The sequence below is a fragment of the Nocardia sp. PLKS1-43 genome, from assembly GCF_059510335.1.
This window is the reverse complement of record NZ_JCAJZQ010000017.1, coordinates 167,442-183,625: the sequence shown is the minus strand read 5'-3', so window position 1 is coordinate 183,625 and position 16,184 is coordinate 167,442. Positions and strand designations below refer to the sequence as shown.

The following is a 16,184-nucleotide window of genomic DNA, read 5'->3' as shown; positions in this document are numbered from 1 at the left end:
ACACTATCTCGCAGGATTTACCCGGTTGATCGGTGAGGCAACTTTTCAAGCTTAGCGCAACCGTAGATCCCGAAACAAATCGGGTGCCTCGATCGAGCTAGTGTGAGCGTCAGGCGCTCCTCGTCCAACCTCGTGTCCCAGGCCTTTCGGCTCCGGGTCGGTGTCCGTGTCGCTCTGACCTGGAATAAGTTACGCGGCAGGCGGTTTCAATGTCAAATCGCCTGGTCATCCGGCCAAACTCACGATTTCCCGCACTGGGACATCAAGTGAACTCGGCGCGCGGATCTCATGCATCAAGGTCTGCGAATGCAACCTTCACAGGGAAGGGCTCCCGAAGCACGAGTGATCCCTGATGCGTTTGCGCGCACCGGTATGCACCACTGGCCCAGTCGAGCCGGTACTCCTGGATGATCTTCACACGCAGATCGTCGTCCAGATGGACCACCAGGTACAGCGGAATTCCCTCGGCGGCGTACTCGGCGCACTTGTCGACCGTGTCCATGTATTCCGACCCCGGCGAGATCACCTCGACCGCGATGAGGACGTCGCTCGTCCGCGGCTTCTGCCCTCTCGGCGTGCATCGAGTCACGAACACATCGGGCCGACGGAAGGAGAAGCGCCTGTCCCCGGGAAGTTCGTTTCGGTAGTGCATCTCGAAATCGGTCAGGACACGTGTACACGGCTCCGACGGTTTGGCGTCGTCAAACGCGTTGGCCAGCCTCCGGGCCACGATGTTGTGCTCAGGGCTGCCACTGCGGCAGAAGATCACATGACCGTCGACCACCTCGATCCGCTTCTGCACGTCCACGGGGAGCGCGTCGTACTGGTCCTCGGTGAGAACAAGTGGCTCAGGGTCGATCGCCCAGCTTGGCAGCGCGGTCATGTTACCTCTGTCCGGCGGGATCACGGTCTCGCTCATCCTATGCCCGCACACCGACAGTTCCGCAGGTCCACAATCCCATCGGCCGCCTTCAGTACGTGGGCGTCGTACCGACGTCGAACGCGACCGTCCCGTTGGTCGACCCCTGGGCCGCAATGATTCCCGGTGTCATCCGAGTGTTGCCGTTCGCGCTCTCGATATCCGGGGCCGCGAGTTGGTGGTCGACGTCGAAGCGCTGACGGCACAGGTTCCGGTTGCGAACATCAAGAGCCCAAGTGAGCGGAACGGCACACTCACGATGCCGATCAGCCGAAAACGCCGGTAGCCGGCCCGCCTGAAGGCGGACCGGCTACCGGTTCGAAAGGTGTTGCCGGGAGGCCGGACTCAGAAGTCCATGCCGCCCATGCCACCGGTCGGGTCGCCGGCGGGAGCGGCGGCCTTCTCCGGCTTGTCGGCCACGACGGCCTCGGTGGTGAGGAACAGGGCCGCGATCGAGGCCGCGTTCTGCAGCGCCGAGCGGGTCACCTTGACCGGGTCGGCAACGCCGGCCGCCAGCAGGTCCTCGTAGACGCCGGAGTCGGCGTTGAGGCCCTGGCCCACGGGCAGGTTGGCGACCTTCTCGGCCACCACGCCGGGCTCGAGGCCCGCGTTGAACGCGATCTGCTTCAGCGGCGCGCCCAGCGCCACCTTCACGATGTTCGCGCCGGTGGCCTCGTCACCCTCGAGCTTCAGGTCGTCCAGAGCCGGAGCGGACTGCAGCAGGGCCACACCACCACCGGGGACGATGCCCTCCTCGACGGCGGCCTTGGCGTTGCGCACGGCATCTTCGATGCGGTGCTTGCGCTCCTTGAGCTCCACCTCGGTGGCGGCGCCGGCCTTGATCACCGCAACACCGCCGGCCAGCTTGGCCAGACGCTCCTGCAGCTTCTCGCGGTCGTAGTCCGAATCCGAGTTCTCGATCTCGGTGCGGATCTGCGCGACGCGGCCCTGGATGGCGTCGGCATCGCCGGCGCCGTCCACGATCGTGGTCTCATCCTTGGTGATGACGACCTTGCGGGCGGTGCCCAGCAGGTCGACGGTCGCGGTCTCCAGCGAGAGGCCGACCTCTTCGCTGATGACCTCGCCACCGGTCAGGATGGCGATGTCGGCCAGCTGCGCCTTGCGGCGGTCGCCGAAGCCCGGGGCCTTCACGGCGACGGACTTGAAGGTGCCGCGGATCTTGTTCACGACCAGGGTCGACAGGGCCTCGCCCTCGACGTCCTCGGCGATGATCAGCAGCGGCTTACCGGCCTGGATGACCTTCTCCAGCAGCGGCAGCAGGTCCTTAACGGTCGAGATCTTCGAGCCGACCAGCAGGATGTACGGGTCCTCGAGGACCGCTTCCTGACGCTCCGGGTCGGTCACGAAGTAACCCGAGATGTAGCCCTTGTCGAAGCGCATACCCTCGGTCAGCTCCAGCTGGAGGCCGAAGGTGTTGCTCTCCTCGACGGTGATGACGCCTTCCTTGCCGACCTTGTCCATGGCCTCGGCGATCAGCTCACCGATGGACGCGTCGCCGGCGGAAATGGCGGCGGTGGCAGCGATCTGCTCCTTGGTCTCGACCTCCTTGGCCGAACCCAGCAGACGGTTGGTGACGGCCTCCACGGCCTTCTCGATGCCACGCTTCAGGCCCAGCGGGTTCGCGCCGGCCGCGACGTTGCGCAGGCCCTCGCGCACCAGCGCCTGAGCCAGCACGGTCGCGGTGGTGGTGCCGTCGCCCGCGACGTCGTCGGTCTTCTTGGCGACTTCCTTGACCAGCTCGGCGCCGATCTTCTCGTACGGGTCCTCGAGCTCGATCTCCTTGGCGATGGAAACACCATCGTTGGTGATCGTCGGGGCGCCCCACTTCTTCTCCAGGACAACGTTGCGGCCCTTGGGGCCCAACGTCACCTTGACGGCGTCGGCGAGGCTGTTCAGGCCCCGCTCGAGGCCACGGCGGGCCTCTTCGTCATACGCAATTGTCTTGGCCATGGCGTTGTTGAGATCCTCCAGATCAGGGATTGACACGATCTGGCCAGGTTCGGTGCCCGCGACGGACGACCGAGTGTCTCGGCCTCACCATCCCGACCTGGCACTCGTTGGTTTGGAGTGCCAGATCCCTTTTTAGCACTCGCAGGTACCGAGTGCAAGGTTGGCGGTATCTTTGGTCTCCGCTTCGCTCCGACTGGTTTTCGGCGCTGTAAGGCTCGTCGTTCAACCCTCGAGACTCGGCCTTCGGCCATGCGCTTCGAGGGCTGAACGACGAGCCCGCGCCGAAAACCTTTGGAGCTGGCGTTGCTGAACCTATCGCTTCGCGGGCGACTCCCAGCCCGACAGAGACGATTCGCCGCTGGGCACGTCAGGCTTTCGCCTCGCTTCGCTTCGGCCCGTTTCGGTCGCCGGAGGGAAGCGTCGCGCGGTCGGGACTCGACCCTCGGGGGGCTGAACGACGAACCCGCGGAAATCCTTGCAGGTTGGCGTTGCTGAACCTACCGCTTCGCGGGCGACTCCCAGCGGGATGGAGCTGCTTCGCCCTGGGCGCGTTGGGCTCACCTCGCTTCGCTTCGGCCGGTTTTCGGTGGCCGGAGGGAAGCGTCGCGCGGTCGGGACTCGGGCTTCGAGGGCTGAACGGCGAGCCCGCCGAAAAGCTTTGCGTTGCTGAGCCTCGCTTCGCGGGCGACTACCAGCCACAGAGACGGTTCGCCGCTGGGTGTGTGGTGGTCGGACGGCGGCCGTGGGGATCGCGCGGGTGCGGCCGTGGTCGCGCGGAGGCTCGGCGGCCGCGGGAATGGGGTTCTAGGTATCTGTGACGCGCAGCGCCAGAGCGAGGAAGGCGTCGGCGCGGCGCTCCTCCGGGGTGCGGGGTTCGCCCCGGTCGACGGTGACCTGCCGGGCGTCGTGCAACAGAAGTTCGGCCTCGATGCGCATGATGGCGCGGATGAATGGAGGCGCCACGTCGGGCGGGAGATCTCCGTTGACGATATAACTGCCGTCCGGGCCCGACTCGGTCTCCACATAGGAGAGCGCTCGCAGCAGGTCAACCCGCGTTTCCCCGGCGATCAGGTCGGAATCGGTGTCATCCGCCATAGCCACATCCTATCCGGACACCTGTTGCGTGAGCGTATTTCGGCCTATAAAGTACGTACGTACGGTTTGGGTAAGCGCTATAATTCTCCTCGAACGCGACGTCAGGAGCCGCCCATGTGGGATCCGCAGCAGTATCTGGCCTTCGACGACCACCGCTCCCGCCCCTTCTACGAACTGCTCGGCCGCGTCGGCGCCGATCGCCCCCGGCGGGTCACCGATCTCGGCTGCGGTCCCGGACACCTGACCTCGGTGTTGTCCCAGCGCTGGCCCGAGGCGATCGTCGAGGCCTCGGACGCCTCGTCAGAGATGGTCGCCGCCGCGCGCGCCCGCGGCGTGCACGCGACCCTGCTCGACGTGCGCGACTGGGTCCCCGAACCCGATACCGACGTCGTGGTCTCCAATGCCGTACTGCAGTGGGTGCCCGGCCATCCCGCCCTGCTGGACGAATGGGCCGGCAAACTGCCGCCCGGCGCATGGCTGGCGATCCAGGTGCCCGGCAATTTCGACGCGCCCTCACATCGGTGCATCCGGGAACTCGCCGCCCGCGAGCAGTGGCGCGACGCACTCGAACCCGCGGGCCTGCTGCAACCGCGCAACGTCCTGGATCCGACCGGGTACGCGAGCGTGCTCGCGGCCGCCGGATGTGCCGTCGATGCTTGGGAGACAACGTATCTGCAGCGCCTGACCGGAGCGGATCCGGTACTGAAGTGGGTATCGGGCACCGCTCTGCGCCCGGTCCGCGACGCACTCGACGACGCCGGCTGGGATCGTTTCGTCGCCGCGCTCGCGCCGATGTTGCGCGAGGCGTATCCACGTCAGGCCGACGGGACGACCTGGCTGCCGTTCCGCCGGGTGTTCGCCGTCGCTCGCACGCCCGGCTGAGTTCCCGGAACCCGCCGAAGGGCCCGTTCGATTCGAACGGGCCCTTCTTCTGTTCACCGCGCATGATCCCCGATCCGATGCGCGCACTCCCCGAGCGCACCTCGAAGATGTCCGAATTACGAATGGCGACAATGTATTTCGCCCCAGCGCCGGTACCGTCGATGCCCGCGACATCGCTGCGGGTCGTCGCGATCGCACGCCCGGTCACGTCGCGAACGCTGCGGTGGACGCCGACCGCCGATGCGGAATACAGCACCTGGGCTGCGACGGCGAATCAGGCGTGCGGCGGGACGGGCGGCTGCGGCGGTGCGGGCGGCGCCGGCATCGGCGGGTGCATGCCCTGTGGATGTTCCGGCGGTGGGGGCGGCTGGTGGCCCGGAGGCGGGAGATGTCCGGGCGGAGGCTGGTGGCCGGGTTGCGGACCGGGCGAGGGCGGCGGTGCGAACTGGGCAAGCTGGGCGGCGATGTCCCGCTCGAGTCCCGCCTTGTCCAGACCCAGGCCGGAGAGCACCCCGGAGCCGTCCTCGAGTTCCAGCAGCGCCAGGAGCATGTGTTCGGTGCCGATGTAGTTGTGCCCCAGGCGAAGCGCCTCGCGGAAGGTCAGCTCCAGAGCCTTGCGGGCCTGGGCGCTGTACGGGATGAGCGCGGGTACTTCCTCGGCCGCAGGCGGCAGTGCCGCGGTGGCGACCTTGCGGACCGCGTCCAGGGCGATGCCGTTCGTGACGATCGCGTGTGCGGCGAGCGATTCCGGCTGGGTCAGCAGGCCGAGAACGAGGTGTTCGGGCTGGATCTCCGCATTGCCCGCCTGGCGCGCCTGCTCCTGCGAGGCCATCACGACCTCGCGGGCACGCCGAGTGAACCGCGCGAAACCGGCATTGGGGTCCATCGCGGCCGGATCGCCGGAGGGTTTGGGCACGAACCGCTTCTGCGCGGCCTGCTTGGTGACGCCCATGCTCTGGCCGATATCGGTCCACGATGCGCCTGCCCGGCGGGCCTGATCCACGAAATGACCGATCAGGTGATCGGCCACCTCGCTCAGATGTCCGGCGGCCACGACCGCGTCGGACAGTTGTTCCAGCACGTTGTCGGGACGTGCGCGCTTGATGCCCTCGATCAGATCGTCGAGGCGTATTCTTTCGCTCATGCGTCAACTCTAAGTTGACTACCCGCACTTCGTCAACCATTGGTTGACGATGGCGCACAGGTGACGCCGCCCGCGCGGATGATGCAATTCGCGGGCACGGCCAATACCCTGCAGAAGGCAGAAGCAACCGAACCCCAGTCGACAGGTGAACATGTCCGCATTCCGACGCTCGGCCGCCGTCGCCGCGGCCGTGATGGCAACATTCGCCCTGCACATGCCCACGGCACCCGCCCAGGCACCGGCCCTCGACCCGGGCCTGGTCGCCCGCGCGACCGCTGCCGACGCCTATGCCAAGAGCCGGCCCGGCACCACCGGAATCGTCGTCTTCGACCGGCAGACCGGGGCCATCTGGCAGAACGGCAATGCGAACAACCAGGTGTGGGCCGAATCCACCGAAAAACTGGAGATGGTCGCAAGCCTGTTGCTGCGCAACGAGTCCGGGGCCATCACGCTGTCCGCCTCCGACCGCGACCTGATGCATCGCATGCTGAACGTCAGTGACGACAACGCGGCCGACGCGCTGTGGAAGCGTTACGGCGGTGCGAGTTTCGCCCGGGATCTGGGCCGCTTCGGCATGACCACATCGAAGTTCCGTGACCCGCAACCGTATTGGGGCTGGATGCGCACCACCGCAGCCGATCTCGATCGGCTGATGAATTCCGCACTGGCGCAGCTCAATCCGGCGGACCGCGACTACCTGGTGCACGAGATGCGCTCGGTGGGCGCCGATCAGCAGTGGGGCGTCTGGGGTGCGGGACCGGCCGCGCAACCCGGCAACAAGAACGGCTGGTCGCCCGACAATCCGGACGGCTCGTGGCTGGACAACTCCGTCGGCTTCGTCGGGCCGAACGAGCGCTACACCGTGGCCATCACCGGCAACACCGCGACGGTGAAGAACGGCGACCAGATCGGCCGGGAGACCGCGACGCATATCGCGAGCATCCTGTTCCAGGGCTACTTCCGCTGATTCGCGCGCACGCGGCCGGCACAGGACGCGATCGGCTACTCCTGGGCGACACCTAGGGCGACCGCGATGGGCTTGTTCTGCTCGCTGGAGGCCAGGCAGACCAGTTTGGCCGTACCGAGCGCGACGTTGGGGCTGCCCTGCAACCTGGAGCCGGGATTCTCCGCCAGCACCTTCTTCACCAGCGACGTCTCATCGTCGATGCTCATATTCCTGAAGGTGGCGCAGGTCGTCCGGGAGGCCGGGCCCAGCTTCGAGTTCACCGGCGCGCTGGAGGCCGCGGCGCTGGTGGTCGCGGCGCTGCTCGTGGCCGACGACGCGGCACTGCTCGCGACCGCTGACGCGGATGCGCTCGTCGTCTTCGACCCGGGGGCCGAAGCAGCGGAATCGTCCTGGTGGCCACCGCATGCGGCCAGGGCCGTCGTCATCGCACCGAGCGCAACGATCGTCGCCCCGCGAGCGACGATCACCGAAAGTCGTTTCATCTACACGTATCCCGAAAGTCCGCCAGCGCCGGGCACCCCGACGCGCTCGCAGCGTACTGTATCTTCGGCCTCCGCTTCGCTCCGGCGGGGCCGCGAGGCCACAGCCACATGGCTGATGTCTCCGAGGTTGGACGAGCCTGGGCGGGCCCGGTCGGTGTACGAAACGCGGGCGAGCAGCGTGTTGATGCCGGGCGCAAAGCAGAGAATCGACTCGACCATGGGCTGCGGAGTTGGTGATGTCCGGAGTGAACGGGCCTGGGCGGACTCGGGGTTGGCGTTGCAAGGTACAGGCCGACGCAGACCGGCGGTTCGACGCCGGCGTCCGAAATCGCCCGAAGCCCGGGCTCGGGAATCAGTGGATGTGGGACTGCCAATCCCTCGGTACCCGCTCGCGGGGGCCGGGCACGGTCTGGCTGCTGGGATGGTGGGCCGGAGGGGCGAGAGCAGGCCCCTCGGAGAACATTTCACCACTGCGGAAATCCCAGAACCATTCCTCGCCGGGCTCGAAACTCTGGATATAGGGGTGCCCGGTTTCGGCGAAGTGCTTACTGGCGTGCTGCGCGGGAGAACTGTCGCAGCAGCCGACGTGACCGCAGGCAGCGCAACGCCGCAGATGCACCCACCAGCCTTGCGCCGCTTCGCATTCCACACAGCCGGTGCCGCTGGGCGGCACGCCGGGATCGATGCCCTCGATGGATTCGGCCATCACTCACCTCCGAGATCGGGTTGCACGACGGAGCCGGCGGCCGCAGCGGTGACATCGGCGGAACGGCCCGGCGGATCGAGCGGCAGCCGGACGATGAACCGGGTGTCGCCCGGCACCGACTCCACCCGGATATCGCCGCCGTGCTTCTTGGCTACGATACGAAACGAAATATCCAGTCCCAGACCGGTTCCCTCACCCACCGGCTTGGTGGTGAAGAACGGTTCGAAGATCCGGTGCCGCAATTCGGCCGGGACACCCGGGCCGGTGTCCCCGATTTCCACTACGGCACAGTCGTTCTCGCGATACGTGCGAACGGTGAGAGTGCCGCGCCCCTGCATCGCCGCGACGGCGTTGTCGATCAGATTCGTCCACACCTGGTTCAATTCCGCTGCGTAACAGGGCACCTGCGGCAGGGTGCGATCGAAGTCCTTGACCACGGTGATGTCGTCACCGATCTTGCGGGCCAGCATGACCAGCGTGCTCTTGAGCAGTTCGTGGATGTCGACCACCTGGAACGGCGCGCGGTCCATCTGCGAATACTGTTTGGCCGCGTTCACCAGCGAGGACACCCGCGTGGTCGAATCGGTGATCTCGTTCATCAGCAATTCGGTCTCGACCGTGTAGTTCAACCAGCGGATCGCGCCCTCGAAAACGTCACTGCCGCAACCCTCCAGCGTTCCGGCCACCCGCTCGAGCCAGTCGACGTCGAAACCGGCCTGCACGAACGTCGGGGCGATATCCCAGCCGTTGGCGATGCCGTGCTCGTCGAGCCAATCGCCGAGTTCGTCCTCGAGGTCGGCGGTTTCCAGCGGGGTGAGCGTCGGAGCCTTGGCGACCTGCGTCGCGGCTTCCTCCTGCAATTGCACGAGGGCTTCCAGCGTATCCGGGGTGAATTTGCCGTGCGCCATCATCTTCAGTTTGTGCCGCATGCCCGCGACGCGCTCGCGCAGCGCCGAGGTGGCCCGAACGGCCGCGGAGGCCGGATTGTTCAGCTCGTGCGTCAGGCCCGCCGACAGCGAACCCAGTGCGAGCAGGCGCTCACGCTGGCCGATTATCTCGTTGCTGTTGCGGTTGCCGAAGAACACGCCCTCGAGCAGATGCAGGGCCATCGGGAACCATTCCTGCATCATCTGCGCGAAAATCGACGCCTCGAGTACATAGAAGCGCGAGGGCTCGGTGACGTAGAACGATCCGGAGTAGGTCTGGTCCACCTTCTCCTGCATATAGGCGGTCCACGCACCGGCATATGATCCGCGATGACTGGTGCGGATCAGCTCGATCTCCTCGCCGCCGGACTGCTTGGTCAGCACGACCTCGCCCTGCATCAGCACGTAGAAGCAGGTCGCGGGATCGCCCTCGCGGAAGACCAGGCCGGGTTCGAAGGTTTCGATCCGGCCGTCGCGGCACAACCAGGCCAGCTGTTCGTCGTCGAGCTTCTCGAACAGGAACAGTGTGCGCAATTCCGCGGGGTCGCAGACACATTCGGTGCTCTCGGCATTGTCGCTCACGACGCACACCTTCCTTACTGCTTGGCGATGTATCGGTGGACGAGCATGACCGCCATCGCACCCTCGCCCACGGCCGAGGCGACCCGCTTGGCCGATTCGGAACGCACGTCGCCGGCGACGAACACACCGGGAACGCTGGTCTCGAGATGATGCGGCGGCCGCGGCAGCTCCCAGCCGGACGGGCGCGCGCCGTCCACCATCAGGTCCGGACCGGCCAGAACGTATCCGGCGGCGTCCCGGGTGACGATCGCGTCCAACCAGTCCGTCTCCGGTGCGGCCCCGATGAACAGGAACAACCGCTCGGCATCCACTTTTTCTTCCGACCCGGTGGCATTGTTGCGCAGCACGAGCCGTTCCAGGTGGCCGTCGCCGTCGGCCGCGACCACCTCGGTGCAGGGATGCACGACGATGTTGCCGATCTGCTCGATCTGCTGGATCAGATAGTGCGACATGGATTTCTCCAGCGAGTCCGCACGTATCAGGATGTGCACGGTGCAGGCGTGCCGGGACAGGAATACCGCGGCCTGGCCCGCCGAATTCGCCCCGCCCACGATGTAGACGTCGCGATCGGCGCAGTCGGCGGCCTCGGTCATCGCCGAGCCGTAATAGACTCCGCGCCCGGTGAATTCGTCCACGCCCGGCGCGGGGTGATGCCGGTAGTTGACACCTGTGGCGATCAGTACCGAATGCGCCGAAATCGAACTGCCGTCGTCGAAACGCACCACCCGAGCCGACCCGCACACCTCCAGGCCGACCACTTCGCGCGCGGTGATCAGTTCGGCTCCGAATTTGACCGCCTGACGCCGTGCCCGGTCGGCCAATTGCGCTCCCGACAAACCGTCGGGGAATCCGAGATAGTTCTCGATCCGCGAACTCTGCCCGGCCTGGCCGCCGGTCGCGGTGCGTTCGACCAGGACCGTGCGCAATCCCTCGGACGCGCCGTAGACGGCCGCGCCGAGTCCGGCCGGGCCGCCGCCGATCACGATCAGATCGTAGAATTCGCCGGTCGGGTCGGTATTGAGCCCGACGCTCGCGGCCAATTCGCTGTCCGAGGGAGCCAGCAGCGCGTTCCCGGCCGCGTCGATGATCACCGGGCAGTTGTCCGCGGACGCGCCCGCGGCCTGCAACAGCCGCGAGCCCTCCGGCTCGTCGGCCAGATACCAGCGATAGGGCAGCTGATTGCGGGCCAGGAATTCCCGCACCTGCGAACTGCGCGCGGACCAGCGGTGACCGATCACCTTGGTCTCGTGCACCGGGCGATGTTCATCGCCGCGCCAGGCCTCGAGCAGCGCGTCGACCACCGGATACAGCTTCTCCTCCGGCGGATCCCACGGCTTGAGCAGGTAATGGTCCAGATCGACGACATTGATCGCCTCGATGGCGGCGTTGGTGTCGGCGTACGCGGTCAGCAATACGCGCCGCGCGTGCGGATGCAGGTCCATGGCCTGCTCCAGGAATTCGATGCCGTCCATTCCCGGCATCCGGTAGTCGGCGATCAGCACGGCGACCGGCTGACCGCGCAGCTTCAACTCACGAAGCGCGTCGAGTGCCGAGGCGCCCGATTCCGCGCGCAGAATCCGGTAGTCCCCGCCGTACCGTCGCCGCAGATCACGCACGACCGCCCGGGAGACGCCCGGGTCGTCGTCGACACTGAGGATTGCCGGTTTGGCGGCAGCTGGTGAAGTCACTGGATCTTTGGCCTCCGCTTCGCTCCGGCTGTTCTTCCGCGCGGAGTGTCCTGCCGAGCCTATCGCTTCGCCGGCGACTTTCAGCCGACGGAGACGCTTCGCCGCCGGGCACCCTGGGGGTCGTATCGACTACGACGGCTTCGTCCGGCTACGACGATCCTCGACGGGGCTGCCGGACGATATCGAGTTCGGTCGGCGTGAGCAGTCGCTCGAGTCGTTCTTCCAGATCGGCCCGCGCCCGTTTGCCGTGCATGCGCGGAAGATGGATGTGCTCGGTCTCGGAAACCGGAAGTAGCGGAACGGAATCCGCCTGTCGGTGCAGGAGGGTACGCAAATTCACGGCCGATCACCTCACATGAGACGGGACATACTCCGGTCGGTTGCTTCGTTGCCTGCCGCTATCTCTATCTGCCATTGTGCGTCGGTTATTACCGATTGGGACAGCGTTCACATCGGAATGTGATCCAGCTGATCTTCACCCTGGAAGTGGCCGTCGTCACCGATTGCGGCCGCACGCCGCGCCAGTAGGATTTTGCCGGTACCGACAGTCACACCGTCACACGCCCGGAGGCGACGTTGCCGAAACCCCTGGAAGCCACCATCGAGATCGCCGCGCCGCCGGAGCGGGTCTGGGCGGTGCTGACCGACCTGAAGCGGATGCCGGAATTCAGCCCGAACACCGTCCGGATGATCCCGCTCGGCGCCGTTCGCGCGGGCACCTGGACGGTCAACCTCAACCACGACACGTACTACTACCCGACCACCTCCCGCATCGTGCGCTTCGAGCCCGACCGGGCATTCGCGTTCCGGATGAACGAGAACCGCACGGTCTGGAGCTACACCCTGGAACCCACCGCGTCGGGCACTCGCCTCACCGAGCGCCGCGACGTTCCCGACGGCGTCCGCAAGCCGGTCCGGGTCCTGATCGACACCTTCCTGGGCGGTGAGGAGAAGTTCGAAACCCATTTGATCGCCGGTATGAACGAAACCCTGACCAAGATCAAGAACGTCGTCGAGAGCTGAACCTCCGCGTTGCCCAGCTGAAGCGAAGCGGCGCGACCCGCGCTCAGCGTAAGTTTCGTGGATGCGACGACGAATTATCGGCCCGGTTGCCGTGCTGACAGCGGCTGTTGCCCTCGTAGCGGGTTGCGGGAGTTCGGATTCCGCGCCCGCGCCCGGCCGGGACGTCACCGTGATCGGGTCCGGCCAGGTGCAGGGAACGCCCGACACGCTGAACTCCGATCTCGGTGTCGAGGTGACCGCGCCGGACGTGTCCACGGCGATCTCGACGGCGAGCAGCAAGGCCGCGGCGGTCGCCGACGCCATGGTCGGCGCGGGAGCCAAGCGGGAGGACATCCGCACCACCGACGTCTCGGTGCAGCCGCAGTACGGCGCCGACCAGACGATCACCGGTTACCGATCCGGCAATACCGTGCACGTCGTGGTCCGCGATCTGACCAAGGCCTCGGCCATCCTCGGCGCGGCGACGCAGGCCGGCGGCAACGACACCCGCGTCGACTCGGTCTCCTTCGCGCTGGACGACAACGCCAAACTGCTCGCCGACGCGCGCGCCCGCGCCTTCGCCGACGCGAAGTCGCGCGCCGAGCAGTACGCGGTGCTGTCCGGGCTGAAGCTGGGGACGGTGAAGACCATCCACGAAACCAGCAGCGGCGACACAAGTCCCGCACCCTCACTGCACAAACAGGCTGCGGTGCCGGACATTCCGCTGGAACCGGGAACGCAGACGGTGACATTCACGGTCACAGTCACCTGGAACCTGAACTGAACCGAACAGAAAGGAGGCCACCAAGTTCCGCCCACCTCCTGCAACCCCGCCGCAGCGAAGCGGAGGCCGAAATTCCAGCCGAAATTACTGCCAGTTGGGCAGTTTCACGACCTGTGCGGCATAGGACAATCCGGCGCCGAAGGCGACCAGCAGCGCGTCGGCTCCGGGTTTGGTCTCTCCCGACCGCAGCAGGGCCTCCATCGCCAGCGGGATCGAGGCGGCCGAGGTGTTCCCGGTGTGCTCGATATCGTTGGCCAGCGCGGTGTCCTGCGGCAGTTTGAGCTCGCGGGCCATGATCTCGATGATGCGCCCGTTGGCCTGATGCGGGACCATCGCGTCGATATCGCCCGGGGTGAGTCCGGCGCGGCCGATGGCGTCCAGGCAGACGGTCTTCAAAGAGTGTGCGGCCCAACGGAATACCGCGGTGCCCTCCATCGCCAGATAGGGCCGCGCCGCGTCGGCGCCCTTCTCCTCGATCTCGTGGAAGAACTCCATCCAGTCCTTGTCCTGCCGGATCGCGTGATGCTGGGTGCCGTCCGAACCCCAGACCGTCGGGCCGATCCCCGGCTCGTCGGACGGGCCGATCACCACCGCGCCCGCGCCGTCGGCGAACAGGAAGGCGGTGCCGCGGTCGGCCGGGTTGATCGCATCGGTGAGCCGTTCCACGCCGATCACCAGCGCGTGCCGGGCGGTACCCCCCTTGACCAGGTCCGAAGCCACCGCGACGGCGTGACAGAACCCGGCGCATCCGGCGGAGATGTCGAAGGCGGCGGGATGGTTCATCCCCAGTTCGGTCGCGATCTGCGGGGCCGCGGCGGGGGTGAGCAGCAACCAGGTGGACGTCGCCACGATGACGCAGTCGACCTGTTCCGGCGAGACGCCGGCCGCGGCCAGCGCATCGCGTCCGGCGGCGGCGCTCATGCCGATGATGGTCTCCGCATCCGAGGCGAATCGCCTGGTCCGGATGCCGGAACGGCTGTGTATCCATTCGTCGCTGGAGTCGATCGGTCCGGCGACCTCGTCATTGGTGACGACGCGGGCTGGGCGGTACACGCCGAGCCCGAGCATCGCCGTGTGCTCAGCCCCTTCGACCTGGGCGAGTCGAGCAGCCATCGTGCTTCTCCTCCGTGTACCTGCGTGGCTTCCTTCGTCGGGCCTCGGACAACCGATCGCAAGGCGGTAGACATGAGGCCCCCTCATATTATCCCGAACTGTAGCGCCACGTTGAGAAAAGGCACAATCGATTCCGGTAAGTCCCGGTCGCCGTGGATTCGCGGCCTGCCACGGGGCGGACCTGTTCCCGTAAGGTGTGAGCGCGGTCCGAGACCGAATGCGTCCCGGATACCCGCGACACCCCTGTCCATGCACGAAAGAGGAGCCCGTGGCCCGCCGCCCCACCCCGCCCGGCACGCCCGAACAATCCGGCCTCGGCCATATCGCCGACCTGGTTCGCGCTGCGATTCCGCCGCTGCACCCCGCCGGCCTGCCCTTCGTGGCGACGCCGCTGGCGGTGGCGCTGGTGGCGCGGCGGCGCAAGTGGGTGCGTCGCGCGGGGATCACCGTGGCCGCCGCCTCGGCCGCGTTCTTCCGGCATCCGCACCGGATCCCGCCGAACCGGCCCGGCGTCGTGGTCGCACCGGCCGACGGTGAGGTCGCCCTGGTGGATACCGCCGTTCCACCCGCCGAACTGCATCTGGGCGAGGGCGAGGTGCCGCGCGTCAGCATCTTCCTGTCCGTGCTGGACGTGCACGTGCAGCGCATGCCGGTTTCCGGGATCGTGCGCGAGATCGCTTATCGGCGTGGGAAATTCCACTCCGCGGATCTGCCCGAGGCGAGTTCGGAGAACGAGCGCAACACGATGGTCGTCGAAACCGCGACCGGGCAGTTGATCACGGTCGTGCAGATCGCCGGACTGCTGGCCCGGCGGATCGTGTGCGATGCCAAGGCCGGTGACAAGCTCACCATCGGCGAGACCTACGGGCTGATCCGCTTCGGCTCCCGCGTCGACACCTATTTCCCGGCCGGAACCCGGCTGCTCGTCGAACCCGGGCAGCGCACGATCGGCGGGGAGACGGTGCTGGCAGAACTGCTGTCATGATCGAGAAGGACGCGATCGTCCAGGGACGACGCAGAACGGTTCGGCTACTGCCAAGCATCGTCACCATCCTGGCGCTGTGCGCCGGACTGTCGGCGGTGAAATTCGCCCTGGACGGCTCTCGTGAGGTCGCGCTGGCGATGATCGGCGCCGCCGCGGTGCTGGACACGCTCGACGGACGCCTGGCGCGCCTGCTCGACGCCACCACCAAGATGGGCGCGGAACTCGATTCGCTGGCCGACGCGATCTCCTTCGGCGTCGCGCCCGCGCTGGTGCTGTACGTGTCGTTCCTGCAGAAGAACAGCGTCGGGTGGATCATCGCGCTGATCTACACGGTCAGCCTCGTGCTGCGGCTGGCGCGGTTCAACACCCTGCTGGACGACGACACCCGCCCGGATTGGCAGCGCGAATACTTCACCGGCGTCCCCGCGCCCGCGGCCGCGCTGATCGCCCTGCTTCCGGTCGCGGTGCACGAGCAGTTCGGCAACGGCTGGTGGAACACGCTGCCGGCGATCGCGGTCTGGATGGTGTTCACCGCGCTGCTGGCCGTGAGCACCATCCCGACGCTGGCGATGAAGTCCGTTTCGGTCGCGCCCCAGGCCGCGGCCATGCTGCTGGTCCTGGTCGCGCTGATCGCCGCCGCGCTGGTCACCTATCCGCTGATCCTGCTGATGGTGCTGGTCGTGGTCTATCTGGTGCACATCCCGTTCGCCTGGCGTTCGGCCCGCTGGGTCGCCGCGCGTCCGGAAACCTGGCACCACAAACCGTCCGAACGCCGCGCCCAGCGCCGCGCGACCCGTCGACGTCCGGCGCTGCCGCCGCTGCGCGGTTCCAACGCCCGGCTCCGGCTGCGCCGCCCCGGCGGCCGCAACTTCCCGGAGGACCTGCCGCCCCGCTGAGCGTCGAGTCGCGGGCGCCGGGACTTCCGAAGCGGGGCGAAA

The 16,184-nt window shown here is 67.0% G+C and carries 15 protein-coding genes and 1 pseudogene; 6 read left to right on the top strand and 10 right to left on the bottom strand.

What is annotated here, in order from left to right; all coding sequences use genetic code 11:
• Nucleotides 1–286: 286 nt before the first annotated feature.
• The 3 genes from AC5WS7_RS37300 to AC5WS7_RS37290 form a co-directional block, all read right to left on the bottom strand.
• Nucleotides 287–919, bottom strand: coding sequence for a Uma2 family endonuclease (locus tag AC5WS7_RS37300; RefSeq protein ID WP_495959354.1), 633 nt, complete (start codon nucleotides 917–919; stop codon nucleotides 287–289).
• 345 nt (nucleotides 920–1,264) lie between these two features.
• A complete protein-coding gene (gene groL / locus AC5WS7_RS37295; protein WP_495959353.1) occupies nucleotides 1,265–2,890 on the bottom strand; it encodes a chaperonin GroEL in 1,626 nt (541 codons plus the stop codon).
• 804 nt (nucleotides 2,891–3,694) lie between these two features.
• Nucleotides 3,695–3,985 carry a hypothetical protein gene (locus AC5WS7_RS37290; RefSeq protein ID WP_495959352.1) on the bottom strand — a complete coding sequence of 97 codons (291 nt, stop codon included), beginning with the start codon at nucleotides 3,983–3,985 and terminating at the stop codon, nucleotides 3,695–3,697.
• Nucleotides 3,986–4,099: 114 nt separating this feature from the next.
• Between AC5WS7_RS37290 and AC5WS7_RS37285 the strand changes: the two genes are divergently transcribed.
• Nucleotides 4,100–4,867 carry a trans-aconitate 2-methyltransferase gene (locus AC5WS7_RS37285; protein WP_495959351.1) on the top strand — a complete coding sequence of 256 codons (768 nt, stop codon included), beginning with the start codon at nucleotides 4,100–4,102 and terminating at the stop codon, nucleotides 4,865–4,867.
• A 412-nt stretch (nucleotides 4,868–5,279) separates the two neighbouring features.
• Here the strand turns inward: AC5WS7_RS37285 and AC5WS7_RS37280 are convergent.
• Nucleotides 5,280–6,011 (bottom strand): annotated as a pseudogene (locus AC5WS7_RS37280) (Clp protease N-terminal domain-containing protein); the annotation flags it as partial.
• Nucleotides 6,012–6,162: 151 nt separating this feature from the next.
• Here AC5WS7_RS37280 and AC5WS7_RS37275 point away from each other — a divergent pair.
• Nucleotides 6,163–6,978, top strand: coding sequence for a serine hydrolase (locus AC5WS7_RS37275; RefSeq protein WP_495959350.1), 816 nt, complete (start codon nucleotides 6,163–6,165; stop codon nucleotides 6,976–6,978).
• Nucleotides 6,979–7,013: 35 nt separating this feature from the next.
• Here AC5WS7_RS37275 and AC5WS7_RS37270 read toward each other — a convergent pair whose 3' ends face one another.
• The 5 genes from AC5WS7_RS37270 to AC5WS7_RS37250 form a co-directional block, all read right to left on the bottom strand.
• Nucleotides 7,014–7,460: a hypothetical protein gene (locus AC5WS7_RS37270; RefSeq protein WP_495959349.1), complete on the bottom strand. Its 447-nt coding sequence runs from the start codon at nucleotides 7,458–7,460 to the stop codon at nucleotides 7,014–7,016.
• 352 nt (nucleotides 7,461–7,812) lie between these two features.
• The gene (locus tag AC5WS7_RS37265) at nucleotides 7,813–8,166 is read right to left on the bottom strand and encodes a UBP-type zinc finger domain-containing protein (protein WP_495959348.1); all 354 of its coding nucleotides are present in this window, start codon (nucleotides 8,164–8,166) and stop codon (nucleotides 7,813–7,815) included.
• Nucleotides 8,166–9,674 carry an ATP-binding protein gene (locus AC5WS7_RS37260; protein WP_495959347.1) on the bottom strand — a complete coding sequence of 503 codons (1,509 nt, stop codon included), beginning with the start codon at nucleotides 9,672–9,674 and terminating at the stop codon, nucleotides 8,166–8,168. Before AC5WS7_RS37260 ends, AC5WS7_RS37265 begins: the two co-directional genes overlap by 1 nt.
• 14 nt (nucleotides 9,675–9,688) lie before the next feature.
• Nucleotides 9,689–11,362, bottom strand: a complete 1,674-nt coding sequence (locus tag AC5WS7_RS37255; protein ID WP_495959346.1) for an NAD(P)/FAD-dependent oxidoreductase — start codon at nucleotides 11,360–11,362, stop codon at nucleotides 9,689–9,691.
• A gap of 148 nt (nucleotides 11,363–11,510) precedes the next feature.
• Nucleotides 11,511–11,702, bottom strand: a complete 192-nt coding sequence (locus AC5WS7_RS37250) for a hypothetical protein (RefSeq protein WP_495959345.1) — start codon at nucleotides 11,700–11,702, stop codon at nucleotides 11,511–11,513.
• Between the two features lie 236 nt (nucleotides 11,703–11,938).
• On the opposite strand from AC5WS7_RS37250, the gene AC5WS7_RS37245 reads away from it, so the two are divergent.
• Nucleotides 11,939–12,385, top strand: coding sequence for an SRPBCC family protein (locus tag AC5WS7_RS37245; protein WP_495959344.1), 447 nt, complete (start codon nucleotides 11,939–11,941; stop codon nucleotides 12,383–12,385).
• A 61-nt stretch (nucleotides 12,386–12,446) separates the two neighbouring features.
• Nucleotides 12,447–13,148 carry an SIMPL domain-containing protein gene (locus AC5WS7_RS37240; protein WP_495959343.1) on the top strand — a complete coding sequence of 234 codons (702 nt, stop codon included), beginning with the start codon at nucleotides 12,447–12,449 and terminating at the stop codon, nucleotides 13,146–13,148.
• A gap of 84 nt (nucleotides 13,149–13,232) precedes the next feature.
• Here AC5WS7_RS37240 and AC5WS7_RS37235 read toward each other — a convergent pair whose 3' ends face one another.
• Nucleotides 13,233–14,261 carry a beta-ketoacyl-ACP synthase III gene (locus tag AC5WS7_RS37235; protein WP_495959342.1) on the bottom strand — a complete coding sequence of 343 codons (1,029 nt, stop codon included), beginning with the start codon at nucleotides 14,259–14,261 and terminating at the stop codon, nucleotides 13,233–13,235.
• A gap of 268 nt (nucleotides 14,262–14,529) precedes the next feature.
• Between AC5WS7_RS37235 and AC5WS7_RS37230 the strand changes: the two genes are divergently transcribed.
• Both AC5WS7_RS37230 and AC5WS7_RS37225 read left to right on the top strand, forming a co-directional pair.
• Entirely contained in the window at nucleotides 14,530–15,246 is a 717-nt protein-coding gene (locus tag AC5WS7_RS37230; protein WP_495959341.1) for a phosphatidylserine decarboxylase, read from the top strand.
• Nucleotides 15,243–16,142, top strand: coding sequence for a CDP-alcohol phosphatidyltransferase family protein (locus tag AC5WS7_RS37225; RefSeq protein WP_495959340.1), 900 nt, complete (start codon nucleotides 15,243–15,245; stop codon nucleotides 16,140–16,142). Before AC5WS7_RS37230 ends, AC5WS7_RS37225 begins: the two co-directional genes overlap by 4 nt.
• The last annotated feature ends 42 nt before the right edge of the window (nucleotides 16,143–16,184 follow it).